The sequence below is a fragment of the Rothia sp. HMSC066H02 genome (assembly GCF_001814995.1).
Lineage (GTDB): Bacteria > Actinomycetota > Actinomycetes > Actinomycetales > Micrococcaceae > Rothia > Rothia mucilaginosa.
Genome location: NZ_KV818667.1, coordinates 383,576 through 398,286, shown reverse-complemented (window position 1 = coordinate 398,286; position 14,711 = coordinate 383,576). Strand labels below are relative to the sequence as shown.

The 14,711-nt window shown below is 63.7% G+C and carries 11 protein-coding genes and 1 pseudogene; 3 read left to right on the top strand and 9 right to left on the bottom strand.

Going from position 1 to position 14,711, the window contains the following annotated elements; all coding sequences use genetic code 11:
* Positions 1-61: 61 nt before the first annotated feature.
* The 3 genes from HMPREF2999_RS01685 to HMPREF2999_RS01675 all read right to left on the bottom strand — a co-directional run bounded on the left by HMPREF2999_RS01685 (position 62) and on the right by HMPREF2999_RS01675 (position 4,975).
* Positions 62-1,033 carry a Ppx/GppA phosphatase family protein gene (locus HMPREF2999_RS01685; RefSeq protein ID WP_070674796.1) on the bottom strand — a complete coding sequence of 324 codons (972 nt, stop codon included), beginning with the start codon at positions 1,031-1,033 and terminating at the stop codon, positions 62-64.
* Positions 1,034-1,342: 309 nt separating this feature from the next.
* The gene (gene topA, locus HMPREF2999_RS01680; protein ID WP_070674793.1) at positions 1,343-4,159 is read right to left on the bottom strand and encodes a type I DNA topoisomerase; all 2,817 of its coding nucleotides are present in this window, start codon (positions 4,157-4,159) and stop codon (positions 1,343-1,345) included.
* A 357-nt stretch (positions 4,160-4,516) separates the two neighbouring features.
* Complete coding sequence (locus HMPREF2999_RS01675; RefSeq protein ID WP_044145909.1) at positions 4,517-4,975, bottom strand: pyridoxamine 5'-phosphate oxidase family protein; 459 nt, start codon at positions 4,973-4,975, stop codon at positions 4,517-4,519.
* A gap of 144 nt (positions 4,976-5,119) precedes the next feature.
* Here HMPREF2999_RS01675 and HMPREF2999_RS01670 point away from each other — a divergent pair, with 144 nt between their 5' ends.
* Positions 5,120-6,865 carry a DUF7059 domain-containing protein gene (locus tag HMPREF2999_RS01670; RefSeq protein WP_246823056.1) on the top strand — a complete coding sequence of 582 codons (1,746 nt, stop codon included), beginning with the start codon at positions 5,120-5,122 and terminating at the stop codon, positions 6,863-6,865.
* Between the two features lie 8 nt (positions 6,866-6,873).
* A complete protein-coding gene (locus tag HMPREF2999_RS01665; protein WP_070674787.1) occupies positions 6,874-7,392 on the top strand; it encodes a pyrimidine dimer DNA glycosylase/endonuclease V in 519 nt (172 codons plus the stop codon).
* 234 nt (positions 7,393-7,626) lie between these two features.
* Here the strand turns inward: HMPREF2999_RS01665 and HMPREF2999_RS09665 are convergent.
* The 6 genes and pseudogenes from HMPREF2999_RS09665 to HMPREF2999_RS01635 form a co-directional block, all read right to left on the bottom strand.
* Positions 7,627-7,713, bottom strand: a pseudogene (locus HMPREF2999_RS09665) (luciferase); the annotation flags it as partial.
* A 38-nt stretch (positions 7,714-7,751) separates the two neighbouring features.
* Entirely contained in the window at positions 7,752-8,396 is a 645-nt protein-coding gene (locus HMPREF2999_RS01655; RefSeq protein WP_070674781.1) for a cation diffusion facilitator family transporter, read from the bottom strand.
* Positions 8,393-8,752 carry a Cd(II)/Pb(II)-sensing metalloregulatory transcriptional regulator CmtR gene (locus HMPREF2999_RS01650; RefSeq protein ID WP_070674778.1) on the bottom strand — a complete coding sequence of 120 codons (360 nt, stop codon included), beginning with the start codon at positions 8,750-8,752 and terminating at the stop codon, positions 8,393-8,395. The genes HMPREF2999_RS01655 and HMPREF2999_RS01650 overlap by 4 nt, the downstream gene beginning before the upstream one ends.
* A gap of 195 nt (positions 8,753-8,947) precedes the next feature.
* Positions 8,948-10,060, bottom strand: coding sequence for an LLM class flavin-dependent oxidoreductase (locus HMPREF2999_RS01645; protein WP_070674775.1), 1,113 nt, complete (start codon positions 10,058-10,060; stop codon positions 8,948-8,950).
* Between the two features lie 308 nt (positions 10,061-10,368).
* A complete protein-coding gene (locus HMPREF2999_RS01640) occupies positions 10,369-10,866 on the bottom strand; it encodes a GyrI-like domain-containing protein (protein WP_070674772.1) in 498 nt (165 codons plus the stop codon).
* On the bottom strand, positions 10,866-11,777 hold the full coding sequence (locus HMPREF2999_RS01635; protein ID WP_049338579.1) for an oxygen-dependent tRNA uridine(34) hydroxylase TrhO: 912 nt from the start codon (positions 11,775-11,777) through the stop codon (positions 10,866-10,868). Before HMPREF2999_RS01635 ends, HMPREF2999_RS01640 begins: the two co-directional genes overlap by 1 nt.
* A 179-nt stretch (positions 11,778-11,956) precedes the next feature.
* Between HMPREF2999_RS01635 and HMPREF2999_RS01630 the strand changes: the two genes are divergently transcribed.
* Positions 11,957-14,711 (top strand): DEAD/DEAH box helicase (locus tag HMPREF2999_RS01630; RefSeq protein WP_070697695.1); only part of this gene is annotated, 2,755 nt, incomplete at its 3' end.

Here is a 14,711-nt window from a genome sequence, read left to right as displayed (position 1 = left end):
TGCGGTGACCCCGCAGGCGGGTGCCCATTACGCACCAGCCTGCGGGGTTCATCATCATGGTCTACTCGCCCAGGAGGGTCTTCGGGTTGACCGGAGTACCCGTACCCTCCGCCAGGTGCTCAATACGCTTCAAGATCAGGCCCTCACGCAGCGCCCACGGGCACACGCGCATCGTCTCAACCCCAAACGCCTCCATCGCCGCCTCCGCAGCGATAGCGCCCGCCAGCATCTGCTCCGCACGAGCCTTCGAAACACCCGGCAGGTCAGCACGCTCAGACACCGTCATCGCCTCCATACGACGAGTCCACAATCGCAAATCCTGCAAATGCATCTCACGCTTCACATGCGGGCCCGCCGAATACGGCGCCGCACCACAAATACGCGCCAACGAACGGAACGTCTTCGACGTACCCACCGTCATATCCGGCGCACCATAACGCAGCAAATTCTCCGCCACCGGGGCGATCTGCTCACGCACATACTTACGCAGACGCTTCACCTGTTTCGGCTTCGGCGGCTGCTCATCAAAAAACTCACGCGTCAGACGGCCCGCGCCCAGCGGCACACTCATCGCCGCATCCGGCAACGCATTCGTACCCGTCGAAAACTCAAACGAGCCGCCACCAATATCAAAATCAAGGATGCGGCCCGCACCCCAGCCCTGCCAGCGGCGCACCGCAAAGTACGTAATCGCCGCCTCCTGGTCGCCCGAAATACCGTTCAGGCTCACGCCGGTCTGCTCACGCACCTGCTGCAGCACCGCCGCGCCATTACCCGCCTCGCGGATAGCGCTCGTGGAGAACGCCAGCAGGTCCTCCGCCTCATTCTCGATAGCGAAGTCGCGGGCGCTGGTCACGAAGCGGGTCAGCGCGTCCGCGCCCTCCTGTGAGATATTGCCCTCGGCGTCGAGGTACTGCACGAGCTGTAGCGGAATCTTATGGGACGCGTACGGTTCGGGGCGCGCTCCAGGGCTGCCGTCGATCAGTAGCAGGTGGACCGTATTCGACCCGACATCCAGAACTCCCAGGCGCACGATGCGCTCCCCTCCCCCGCCCCGCGGCGGGATATTGTCTGTGTGCGGTACCGCAGGTGCGGCGCCTCTTCCAGTCTGTCAGAGGCGCGGCTCACTCCGCAAACAATCCGGACGGATGCCCAACATCAGCACAGCGCAAGCCTAAGACACACAGCGCGGGCACAAAAATCGTGCCGAACCTCCGAACGCGCCGGGCACGCAAAAGCCCGGGCACGCAAAAGGCGCAGGAGGCGCCCCACCCCACTAAGGGGTTCGGGACGCATCCTACGCCTTCAAGTAGAAACGCTACTCGGCTGACAACGCGGCAGATTACTCGGCGGTCTTCTTCGCCGCGGTCTTACGAGTGGTCGTCTTCTTCGCGGTAGTAGACTTCGCCGCAGTCTTGCGGGTAGTCGTCTTCTTAGCGGTAGTGGTCTTCTTCGCGGCGGTCTTACGCTTGACCGGGCCCTTCGCGCGCTTGTCAGCAAGCAGCTGCACCGCACGCTCGTGGGTCAGCGACTCGACCGACTCCGCACGCGGAACCGTAATGTTCGTAATACCGTCGGTGATGTACGGGCCAAAGCGTCCATCCTTCACCACGATCTTCTTCTCGCTGACCGGGTCCACGCCCAGTTCAGCCAGCGGAGGCTTAGCCGCCGCACGACCGCGCTGCTTCGGCTGGGAGTAAATCTCCAGCGCCTGCTCCAGCGTAATCGTGAAGATCTCGTCTTCGCTGCCAATCGAGCGGGAGTCCGTGCCCTTCTTCAGGTACGGGCCAAAGCGGCCGTTCTGCACGGTAATCTCCACGCCCTCAGCGTCGGTACCAAGCACGCGCGGCAGGCTCATCAGCTGCAGTGCCTGCTCCAGGGTCACGGTCGCCAGGTCCATGGACTTGAACAGGGACGCGGTACGCGGCTTGGCGGGCTTGGGCTTCTTCTTCGGCTTGGGCTTGCCGTTCTTGTAGTATTCGGTCGGCTGCGCGTCCAGGTACGCCTGGATCTGCTCCTCGGTCATCTCTTCGATGACTTCGGTGACGTAGGGTCCGTAGCGGCCGTCGCGTGCCACGATCTGGTTGCCGGAGACCGGGTCAACGCCGAGCACGCGACCGTCGGACTTGCCCTGTTCGAGCAGTTCGCGTGCCTTCTCTTCGGTCAGTTCGTCCGGTGCCAGGTCGGCGGGTACGTTCGCGCGGATCGGTTCGGTCAGTTCGCCGGTCTCGGTGTCGAGGGTGCCTTCGGCTTCCAGGTAGGGGCCGAACTTGCCCACGCGCAGCACAATACCGTCCGCGATCGGGATGGAGTTGATGCTGCGGGCGTCAATCTCGCCGAGGTTGTCCACGATGGGCTTCAGACCGCGCTTGGAGCCGCCGCCGAAGTAGAACTCGCCCAGCCATTCGACGCGGGATTCTTCGCCGCGTGCGATGCGGTCGAGGTCTTCTTCCATCTGCGCGGTGAACTCGTAGTTCACGTAGGGGCCGAAGCTGGATTCGAGCAGGCGCACCACGGAGAACGCAATCCAGGACGGGATCAGTGAACCAGAACGAACGTTCACGTATCCGCGGTCCATGATGGTCGAAATAACTGCCGCGTAGGTGGACGGGCGGCCAATGCCCAGCTCGTCCAGGGTCTTCACGAGGGATGCCTCGGTGTAGCGCGGAGGCGGCAGGGTCTCGTGGCCGGCGGGTTCAATCGCCTCGGCGGTCAGTGCCTCGCCGGTGGTCAGGTTCGGCAGGCGCTTCTCAGCGTCCTTCGCCTCACGCTCAGCCACGCGGGATGCGTCAACGCCCTCCTCGTAGGCGGCGAGGAAGCCGCGGAAGGTGATGACGGTACCGGATGCAGCAAACTCGGCGTCCTGGCCGTTAGATGCCACGGCGCCCAGGCGCACGGAGGCGGTGGAACCGGTCGCGTCAGCCATCTGGGAGGCGACGGTACGCTTCCAGATCAGCTCGTAGAGGCGGAACTCGTCGTTGGACAGGGAGCCACGCACAGCGTCCGGGGTGCGGAAGGTGTCACCCGCGGGGCGGATTGCTTCGTGGGCTTCCTGCGCGTTCTTGCTCTTGGAGGTGTACACGCGCGGTGCGGAGGGCACGAACTCTGCGCCGTACAGCTCGGATGCCTGGCGGCGTGCGGCGGAGATCGCCTGCTCGCTCAGCGCCACCGAGTCGGTACGCATGTAGGTGATGTAACCGTTTTCGTAGAGGCGCTGCGCCACCTGCATGGTCACGCGGGAGGAGAAACGTAGCTTACGTGCGGCTTCCTGCTGCAGGGTGGAGGTGGTGAACGGCGCTGCGGGGCGGCGCTTGTACGGCTTGGTCTCAACGGAGCGTACGGAGAACGCGGCGGACTGCAGGGCTGCAGCGAGCGCGCGGGCGGCTTCCTCGTTCAGGTGGGTGACCTTGGAGGTGTTGAGGGTGCCGTTGTCAGCGAAGTCCTTGCCGGTGGCGATGCGGTTGCCGTCTACGGCGACCAGCTTGGCGTCGAAGCCTTCGGAGGCTGCGGTCAGGAAGCGTCCGGTCAGGTCCCAGTAGTTGGCGGCGACGAATGCCATGCGTTCGCGTTCGCGCTCAACCACGAGGCGGGTTGCGACGGACTGCACGCGACCTGCGGAGAGGCCGCGGCCGACCTTGCGCCAGAGTACGGGGGAAATTTCGTAACCGTAGATGCGGTCGAGGATACGGCGGGTTTCCTGCGCGTCGACCAGGTGCAGGTCGATGTCGCGCAGTTCGCCGAAGGCACGCTGAATGGCTTCCCGGGTGATTTCGGGGAAGGTCATGCGGTAGACGGGTACCTTGGGCTTGAGGACTTCCTTCAGGTGCCATGCGATGGCTTCACCTTCGCGGTCACCATCGGTTGCCAGGTAGAGCGCGTCTACTTCTTTGAGCTTGCGCTTGAGTTCGGCGACCTTTTTCTTTTTGTCGGGGTTGACCACGTAGTAGGGTTCGAAGTTCTCTTCAACGTTGACAGCGAACTTGCCGACGGGGCTCTTTTTGAGGTTTTCGGGCAGTTCGGAGGGCTGCGGAAGGTCGCGGATATGGCCCATGGACGAGTCGACAAGGTAGTCCTCGCCGAGGTAGCTGCTAATGGTTTTGACCTTGGAGGGAGACTCCACAATCAGCAGGGCTTTTCCGGTCTTTGCCTGAGCGGGCACGGCACTCCTCTATCTGTGTGTTGAAAAGCTACGTATTCAACCATAACCTACGCTGGCGCTTGTGGGCGCCGGCGGGGTGTGGTGTACGTGGGGTGAGGTGATCGGTGGGGGTGTAGTTTATGTTGGGTTGATGTGGTGCGCTCTGTGCGTTTCATGCGGCGAGCGCGCGGTGGCCCGGCACCGGGCGAGCTGGCCCGGTTCTGGTTGATGAGGACCGGGCGTGTTGAGCTTGCATAAGTGCGCAGGGTACTCGGTACATCATACGGTACCGGAGCGGTGGTGTGTGCACGGTGGTGTGTGTGCGGAACTCATGCAGGGTATAGCGCTGGGGCGCACCGCACCCGCTCACCTGCGTTTCTAGCTGGTGAGGGTGTCAGAGTCGGGGTGGGTGCCATCCAGGTATGCGGGCAGCAGCGGGTATTCGCGGCCGTACACGGTCTGCGGCGCAATGCGCACCCACTGCATTTCGTGGGTTTCGGAATCGGGCAGGTCGAAGGTGCGCACAATCTGCGGGGTCATTTCCGGCGGCAGCCAGTGGGCGATACCGACCACGATGACGGAGCGGATGCCGTCTTCGAGGGTTTCGTCGATTTCGAAGGCGACGCGGCGGCTGACCACCACGGAGGAGAACTTGTTGCCGCGGGTGGTGCGGATGTAGATTTCCTGCTTGTCGTCTTGGCTGGCGACGGCGTAGAGCACGGGCAGCACATCAACGTGCTGTCCGTCAGTGAGGATGAGGCGGCCGAGAGTGTTTGCGTGCAGACGCTCCCAGCACTTGTCGACGCTGATACTTTCATCGGGGTACAGGTTACTCATGGTTTCAGTGTATGCGATGGGGTGGGCGCTCTTGCGCAGATGACGGTTTTGGTCAGTGGGTGGGTCGGGGCTGTGTCATTGCACTGCCGCCTATACGCGGTGGGCGCGCCCGGGCAGATGCGGCGGATGCGTAGAATGGTGTGCATGACTATTTCTGCCGCCTCTTTCGCTCCCGAGTACGCCGCCGTTGCGGATGCTCCCCGCAGCGATGATTACGCCCGCCTGACCCGCATCCGTGAACGCCTGTTGGCATTGAACTACAGTTATGACGCTGTGCAGGAGCTGCTCGGTGTTGAGGCGGCTGAGGCGATGGCTCGCGACCAGGTGGTTCCGGGCCTGTGGCGTGTGGAGCACATTCTGCGCGGCGGTTACAGTGTGGGTGAGAAGAACCTGGCGCGTCTGCTGGCGTTTTTCCTGCTGGCTCGCCCGCTCACTGAGGCGGAGGCAGCCGAGGTTTTCGGCAATACCCTGGTTGATTTTGAGAATGCCGCGCTGATTGAGTGCGATTCGGCGGATTCTACCCGCTGGTCCGCGAGCGTTGATTTGCGCCCGCACGCCGCCGATGACGGCACCGAAATCTTTGTTGCCGCCGACCTGGGTGCGCATCAGCGCCCCGGCGTGCTGCGTAAGGATCACGTGCTCGGCATTGGTCACGCTTCCCTGACTCTGGCGCAGATTACCGAGCGCACCCCCGTCAAGCGTGCCCTGGATGTGGGTACCGGCTGCGGTATTCAGACCTTCCACCTGCTTGCCCACGCTGAGCACGTGACCGCCACCGATATTTCGGAGCGTGCCCTGGCGTTCACCCGTTTTAACCTGCTGCTGAACGCGCAGGCACTCAATATTGATCCGCAGAACCCGCAGGCGCGCGTGAGCCTGCGTGAGGGTTCCCTGCTGGAGCCGGTCGCCGGTGAGCTTTTCGACCTGGTGGTTTCGAACCCGCCGTTCGTGATTACCCCGCGCGTTGCCGGTGAGAGCGCCGAGGAGCAGTTCACCTACCGCGACGGCGGCCTGCCCGGTGACGAAATTGTGAGCACGATGGTGCGTCAGCTGCCGTCGGTGCTGGTGCCCGGTGGCCGCGCGCAGATGCTGGGCAACTGGGAAATTATTCGCGATTCGGCGGATCCGGAAGCACCGCGTCCGTGGGATGAGCGCCCGCGCGCCTGGGTTGCCGACGGCGGCGCGGAGGCGTGGTTTATTCAGCGTGAGGCGCTGACCCCCGCCTCCTACGCGGAGACCTGGTTGAAGGACGCGAGCGAGAACCGCGACCGCAGCCACTACGAACAGACCTACGTGGCGTACCTGAACGACTTCGCTTCCCGGAACGTTCATTCTATTGGTTTCGGCATGATTTGGCTGCGCCGCCCGACCGAGGCGACCGCGGCAGGCGTGACCGAGCCCCTGCAGCGTTTCGAGGAGATCACCTACCCGATTCAGCAGCCCATCGCCCGCGCCCTCACCGAGTCCGTGCGCCGCTACGACCGCCTCGCCGCCATGGACGATGAGGCGTTGCTTGCCGCGCATCTGGAGGTCGCCGAGGATGTCACCGAGGAGCGCCACGGCCGCCCCGGCGCCGAGCATCCCAGCGTCATTTTGTTGCGTGCTGGTTCGGGTCTGTGCCGCACCCAGCTGCTCTCCACCGAGACGGCTGGTTTTGCGTCGGCGAGCGATGGCGAGCTTGCCGTGGGTCAGATTGTGGCGGCTCTTGCCATGCTGCTGTCCTGGCCCGAATACGACGGGGCGGCCGCCGCGGCACGCGGTACGCAGGAGCAGCATCCGCGCGACACCCTGCTGCATGCGGTGCGTGAGCTGGTCCTCAAGAGCTTCCTGCACTTTAGCGACGAGCACGCGGGCGCAGAATCGGCTGGCGAAAACACTGCAGAAGCGTAGGGCTAGGCGTGCGCATTTGGTCCCTTCACCCCTGTCTGCTCGATCGGCGCGCCCTGGTCGCCTGCTGGCGTGAAACTCTGCTGGCGCAGAAGGTGCTGCGGGGTCTGACTCGCGGGTACACGAATCATCCGCAGCTGATTCGTTTTCGCGCGCATCCGCAGCCGCTGGAGGCGGTTGCCGCCTACCTGTCCGGGCTGGCGGATGAGGCGGATGCCCGCGGCTACTCGTTCAACCGCGCACTGATTGGCGCGGGCGAAGATGATGCGGGCGAAAATAGCGCAGGTAAAAACGGTGCCGACAAGGCGGAAGACCCGTACGCTTCGGTCGCGCGTATTCCCGTTCCTTTGGGTCAGTTGGAGTACGAGCTCGCCTTTCTGCGGCACAAGGTGGCTGGGCGCGACCCCGAGTGGGAGCACCGGTTGAACGAGCGCCTGGCGGCACGCGGCGAGCTGGCGGCGTGTGCACATCCGCTGTTTGAGGCGGTTCCGGGCGCTATTGAGCCCTGGGAAAAGACGAAAGACTTTTAGACAGAAGGATTTCTAAGAACGTGAGCATAGTAATGCCCCGGCGGAACCCTTGCGGGTGCCTGCCGGGGCATCGCTGTATGTATGGCTCAAGCTCATCTCAGCGCATTACAGAGCGCTGGAAACAGCATGGCACGGGGTCTTTACCTCAGGGTCTTTACCCCAGGACCTTCACTTGGTGGTCGGGGCGGGCTTAATTTCCTTCACGATTGCGTCAAGCATCTTCAGGTTGAAGTCCACACCCAGCTGCAGTCGACCCGCCGCAATGAGATCGGCCATGGCGGCAAGTTCAGCCATGTAGAGCGGGTTTTCGTAGCGCATGTCTGGGTTGCAGCACTGGCTCTTCATCGTCGGGTGACGGGTCAGTCGTCTTCGAGGTCCTCTAGCACTTCGAACGGCGACTCGACGTCGCCGCGCCAGGCCTCCAGGCCTTCGCGCACCGCGAGCACCGCCACGACCAGCGCCGCGACCGAGTCAGCCCACCACCAGCCGAACAGGCTGTCGAGGACGAGGCCGATGAACACTGCACCGGAGAGGTAGATGCACAGGATGAGCTGCTTGGCGTCGGCCATCACGCTCTTGGAGCCCAGCTCCCGCCCGGTGCGGACCTCAATCCACGCCAGCAGAGGCATGACGACCAGGCTCAGCGCGGTGATACCGAGACCCAGCGGGCTGTGGTCGGGGCCCTCCTGGCCGACCAGGGCCAGCACCGCGTCGGTCGAGACGTAGGCCGCCAGCGCGAAGAACGCGATGCCGATGGCCTTGACGGTGACCGTTTCCCACCGCTCAGGGTCCTTGCGGGTGAACTGCCAGGTGACGGCCGCGGCCGAGAGTACCTCGACAACCGAGTCGAGCCCGAAGCCAATGAGCGCCGCGGACGAGGCGAGGACGCCTGCCCAGACTGCGACGATTGCCTCGATTACGTTGTACGTGATCGTGAAGCCGATGATGAAGCGGACGCGCCGGTGCAGCATCGCGCGGCGCGCGGTGGTCAGGGTCTCGCTCATGCTCCCGCCGCCGTTCCACAGCAGCCCGACGCCGAGCATGCCGGGTCGATGCACGGCGCGGCCTCGTCCACCGCGAGCGTGACGTCGATCAGGGACGTCAGCGCCGCGGCGAGGTGCGGGTCGGCGATCTCGTAGCGCGTCTGGCGGCCCTCGGGCTCGGCGACGACGATTCCACAATCGCGCAGGCAGGTCAGGTGGTTGGACACGTTCGAGCGGGTCAGCTCCAGCTCGCGCGAGAGCACGGCTGGATAGCTCGGGCCGCCGAGGAGGGTCATCAGAATCCGGGAACGTGTCGGGTCGGCCATGGCGCGGCCGAGCCGGTTCATGACGTCGAGGTGTGAAGCAATAGTCAGCATACGATGACTATACAGTGATAACTGACCAATTGTCCACTTGTGCTGGCTGCCGCACGTGCTCCGCGCCCTTGCCCTCAGGAGGCGGCAGAGTTCGCGCTCATCAGCGACCACCGCCCATCACGGAAGCGACGGCGGCACGCTGGCGCGAAACCCAGCTGGCACAGAAGGTGCTACGGGGTCTTTACCCCAGGACCTTTACTTGGTGGTCAGCGCGGGCTTGATCTCCTTCACGATTGCCTCAAGCATCTTCAGATTGAAGTCCACACCCAGCTGGTTCGGGATAGTCAGCAGCACGGTGTCCGCCGCCTGGACCGCCTCATCACGGGCGAGCTCTTCGGCAATATCCGCCGGATCGCCAATGTAGCTGCGACCAAAGCGGGAGAAGCTGTTGTCAATAATGCCGGTGTAATCCTGCGAGTCCTCCGCGGCGCGGCGACCGAAGTAGCGTGCCGAGGTTTCGTCGATAACGGGCAGCACCGAGCGGGACACCGAAACACGCGGAACACCCGAATTGCCCGCCTTCACCCACTCGGAGCGGAAGAGGCGAATCTGCTGCGCCTGCTGCTGATCGAACGGAATGCCCTTATCTTCCAGCATCAGGGTTGAAGACATGAGGTTCAGGCCCTTCTGCGCGGTCCACACGGCGGTGCTATCAGTGCCCGCGCCCCACCAGATGCGCTCACGCAGACCCGGCGACTGCGGCTGAACAGGGGCATACTTGCCCGCCACGCGAGCGCTGGGCGCCATGCCCTCACCCTCAATTGCCTTGAGGAAAATGTCGAGGTGGCGGCGCGCCATGTCGCCCTCGTTTTCACCCTCTGCCGGGTAGTAGCCGAAGCTCTCAAAGCCGCGGATAACGGATTCGGGCGAGCCTCGGGAGACACCGAGCTGCAGTCGGCCCGCCGCAATGAGGTCTGCCATGGCGGCAAGTTCTGCCATGTAGAGCGGGTTTTCGTAGCGCATGTCAATCACGCCGGTGCCGAGCTCGATGCGTTCGGTCTTGGCGGCGATTGCGGAGAGTAGCGGGTAGGGGGTCGCCTGCTGCTGGTCGAAGTGGTGCACGCGGAAGAACGCGCCGTCCAGTCCGATGTCTTCGGCACCTACGGCAAGGTCGATTGCCTGGTGTAGAGATTCTGCAGCGTTCGGTACGCGGGAACCGGGAACCTCAGCCCAGTGGCCGAAGGAGAGGAAGCCGAGCTTCTTCTCGTCGCCGCGCATGGGTTCGAGGTGGCTGATGCGGATGGATTCGTCGAGCTGCGGATCGAATTGCGGAGTGCCGGGGTTGGTGGGGGTGGTGGGGGTTCTCATGGTTTTTCCTTAGCGAGTTGCGCTCGGGCTTGTGTAGTGCCGGGCTGGTGGTTTAAATCTAAACCCAGATACTTTACATGTCAAGTATTTTGTTTCGGGGTATCACACAGAGCACCACTCCCCCCACTTTCGCCGCACACACCGCCCGCACGCCCCACCCACCCAGCGCACACATACCGCCACAAAATGCTGGCGCAAAATATAGCCGAAAAGGGCACAGAAAAGCCCGGCGGTACGAACGCATCGCACCACCGGACCCTTCTATTCAACAGCTAAAACTGCAACTAAAACTACAGAAACAAGCTGCCCTAGGAACGCTTCACCAGCGGAACCCACAGCTCCATACGGTAATCAGCCGCCTGCATATCGCCGCGACCGTACACCTCAAGGCCACCCACCGGGCGATACTGCGGATTCTTCGCGAAGAACGCCTCCTCAAAGCTCGCAAAGCCAGCCGGAATAGACTCCGAAATCGGGCCAGTCACCTCAACCACCGCGTAGATGCTCGCAGGCAACTCCAGCACACCCAGACCAAGCTTCGCCGCGCTCGCCGGCTCCGACACCAGGAAGCCCGCCGTGTAGCGGACCTGACCCTTCGGGTTCGGCTGAGTGCACACACCCAGATACTGGGTCACGTTCAGAACATCCAGCATCGCCGGGGACGCCTTCTGATTCAGCTCATCCCACAGCGAGGAGAAGTCGCCATCCAGGGGGAACACCTGCGAAACGCCGGCAACGACCATCGCCGGGTGCTCCTCAATGCGAGGTTCAGAGATCTGAACCGCGCCGCCCTTAGCGGCTGCCATTAGGCGTTCGCCTCAGCTGCTTCGCGGTCCACCGAGCACTCGGGCACGCAATGACGCTTCGCGTCATCAGCTGCGCACTCGGGGCAGAGCAGAACCAGCTCACGGCAGTTCTCGTTAGAGCAGTTCTCGAACTTGTTCGAGGGGGCGCCGCACTGTTCGCACTTGCCGATGGTGACGGTGTCCGGGGTGAACTCCATGTGCATGCGCTTGTCAAAGACGTAGAGCGAGCCTTCCCAGAGTTCCTTATCGCCGTACTTCTCGCCGTAGCGCACGATGCCGCCGTCGATCTGGTAGATCTCCTTGAAGCCGCGGTTCTTCATGAGCGCGGAGAGAATCTCGCAGCGAATACCACCGGTGCAGTAGGTGACGACCGGCTTGTCCTTAATGTGATCGTACTTGCCGGACTCAATCTCGCGAATGAAGTCGTGGGTGGTGCGCACGTCGGGAACGATAGCGTTCTTGAACTTGCCAATCTTCGCCTCGAATGCGTTACGGCCGTCGAAGAAGACCACTTCGTCGCCGCGCTCTTCAACAAGCTTGTTAACCTCTTCAGGCTTCAGGTGCACGCCGCCGCCAACGACGCCGTTCTCGTCCACCTGTAGCTCGTCGGGAGCACCGAAAGCCACAATCTCGTCGCGTGCCTTCACGGACAGACGGGGGAAGTCCTCCGCGCCACCCTCGGACCACTTGAACTCCATGTTCTTGAAGCCGGGGTACTTGCGGGTTTCCTTGGTGTACGCCTTGACCGCGTTGATTTCGCCGCCGAGGGTGCCGTTAATGCCGTGCTTGGAAATGAGGATGCGCCCGCGCAGGCCGAGCTTCTCGCAGAGGGCACGCTGCCAGAGCATGACCGCCTGCGGATCGGCGATGGGGGCGAACTGGTAATACAGAATAATCTTATTTTGAGCCACGAAACTATTTTATCGTCATATACGCCTAAAGCATGCAGATTTTTTGATATGTGCGCGCTGACTACGGGGTCGGCAGCACAAAAGCGGTGCCGAGGCGGGGTTCAGACAGGCACGGGGCACAGATTCAGGACGGCACATGACCGGCGGCAGGTCGGGGTGTTGTAGCCCGCCGCTCTACAATGGAACCCATGCCGCACAGCACCCCTTCGCAGAACGCCAACCAGCACCCCGAACAGCAGTCCACACACCAGCCCGAACAGCCGCAGGGACAGTCTGCAGCGCACCCAAAAACGCTACGCTACCGCGAGCTGCCCGCGAGCGCACAGCAGGTGCTGGCATCCCTGTTGCCGGAGGCGGAACGCACCGGAAGCCTGCCCGAGCAGGTGACCCATATTCACACCATTGCCGCCAGAGAGGCGAGCTACGCGCCGTGGCCGCAGTGGTTGCATCCGCGTGTGGTGGAGGCCTTCGAATCGCTCGGTATTGCCGAGCCCTACGCCCACCAGGTGCAGGCGGCAGACGCCGCCCATGCGGGTCTTGATGCGGCGCTGGCGGCGAGTGCGGCACGCTACGGCTGGCAGGCGGGGCGGATTGAGGCTGAGCGGGTTGAAGCACCGACTCCCGCGCACGCCGAAGACGTAAAGAGCACCGGCAGCGGCGGGCACGTGATTGTGGCGACGGGTACCGCCTCGGGCAAGACCCTGAGCTATCTGATGCCTACCCTGGATGCGATTTATCGTGCATCGTGCGGTGATCTGGTGAGCTCAACTTCCGCGTATTCCGGGGCTGAAAACCTTAATAATAGAGCGAACGTTCTCTACATTTCACCGGCGAAGGCACTCTCCGCCGACCAGCTCACCGCCCTCACCTCCTACAACCTGCCGGGGCTCCACGCGGCAAGCTACGACGGCGACACCCCCACCGGCGAACGCCGCTGGATCCGCGAACACGCCAACTTTATCCTCACCACCCCGGACATGCTCAACTACTCAATCCTGAGCAACCACCGGCAGTGGGCATCCTTCCTGCGCGGGCTGCGCTACGTGGTGCTCGACGAAGCACACAGCTACCGCGGCGTTTTCGGTGCGCATATCGCCAACCTGCTGCGCCGCCTGCGCCGCGTCTGCGCGCTCTACCGCACCGTGCCCGTGTTCTACGGTGCCTCCGCGACCAGTTCCAACCCGGTCGAGTCTTTCTCCAAGCTCATTGGCGTGCCGCAGCAGGCGGTCACCGCCATTACCGAGTCCACTTCCGCGCGCGGTGAAACCACCGTCGCGCTCTGGGAGCCCGAATTCATGCCGCCCAAGGCGCACGATCAGCTCACTAAGGGCGCCCGCAGCACCCAGCAGCAGGCAGTCCAGTCGAAGGCTGAGCAGGAGGCGCCGCGCCGCGTCTCCCCCGTGGAGCAGGGCGCGCAAATGCTCACCGACCTGGTGCTTTCCCGCACCCGCTCCCTGGTTTTCGCCGGTTCGCGCCGCAGCGTAGAAATCCTCTCGCAGAAGACCCAACGCTACCTCGACGAGGTGGAGGAGGGCCTCTCCCACCGCGTCGCCGCATACCGCGCCGGGTACACCCCCGAAGAGCGCCGCGAACTCGAACGCAAACTCCGCAACGGCGAACTGCTCGGCTTGGCGAGCACCTCCGCGCTGGAGCTGGGCATCGACATCTCCGGACTGGACGCCGTACTCGTGGCGGGCTGGCCGGGTACCCGCGCCTCCTTCATGCAGCGCGTGGGCCGCGCAGGTCGAAGCGGTCAGGACGCGCTCGCCGTGCTCATTGCCGACGACAACCCACTCGACACCTACCTGGTGCACCACCCGGAGGCGATTTTCGGGCAGGAGGTTGAGGCAACCGTATTCGACCCGACGAACCCGTATGTGCTCTCACCGCAGCTGTGCGCCGCCGCGCAGGAGGCACCCATCCGCACCGAAGAGCTGAGCCTCTTCGGGCCGCATACCGCCGCACTGCTGGATCGACTGGTGCAGCAGGGGTACCTGCGTCGCCGCCCGGACGGCTGGTACTGGACGCACGCCGAATCAGCCGCCGACCTGGTCGATATCCGCGGTACCGGTGGCGGCCCCTACCAGCTCATCGACGCCGAAGACGGCACCCTGGTTGGCACCATGGACGCCGCGCACGCCATGAGCCAGGGGCACCCGGGCGCAATCTATATTCATCAGAGCGCGCAGTACGTGGTCGAGTCCCTCAGCGAGGGCGAGCGCGTGATTCTGCTCAGCCGCGTCTACCCGGACTACTACACGCGCGCCGTTGAGAGCACCGAGGTGCGTATTCTGGCGGAGCGTGCGCGGGTTAGTTACGGTGCGCAAAACGCTGTTGGGGAAGCAGTTTCCGGCGAACATATTCCCGCCGAGTCTGCTCCTGGCGAGCCTGTTCCCGGAATCTCTATCCCCGAAACCGACGCGCAGCAGCTTGCCCCGCTCACCATGCACCGCGGGCAGGTTCAGGTCACCGACCAGGTCACCGGGTACCGGCGATTCTCCGTCTACGGCGGCGAATACCTGGGCGAAGAGGCACAACCCATGCCGCCGGAAGTGCTCATGACCGAGGCGGTCTGGTTCACCTTCGAGCCCAGCTACCTGTTCGGCGCGGGCGTGACCGAAGAGGACGGCCCCGGCACCCTGCACGCCGCCGAGCACGCCGCCATCGGACTGCTGCCGCTCATCGCCACCAGCGACCGCTGGGACTTGGGCGGGCTCTCCACGCTGCTTCACGTGGATACCGGCAGGCCAACCATTTTCGTCTACGACGCCGCCCCCGGCGGCGCGGGCATTAGCGAGCGCGGCTTCAACGCGGTTACGCAGTGGCTGAGCGCCACCCTCGAAGCAATCGAAAGCTGCGGATGCGAAAACGGCTGCCCCTCCTGCGTGCACTCACCCAAGTGCGGCAACCGCAACGAGCCGCTCAGCAAGCACG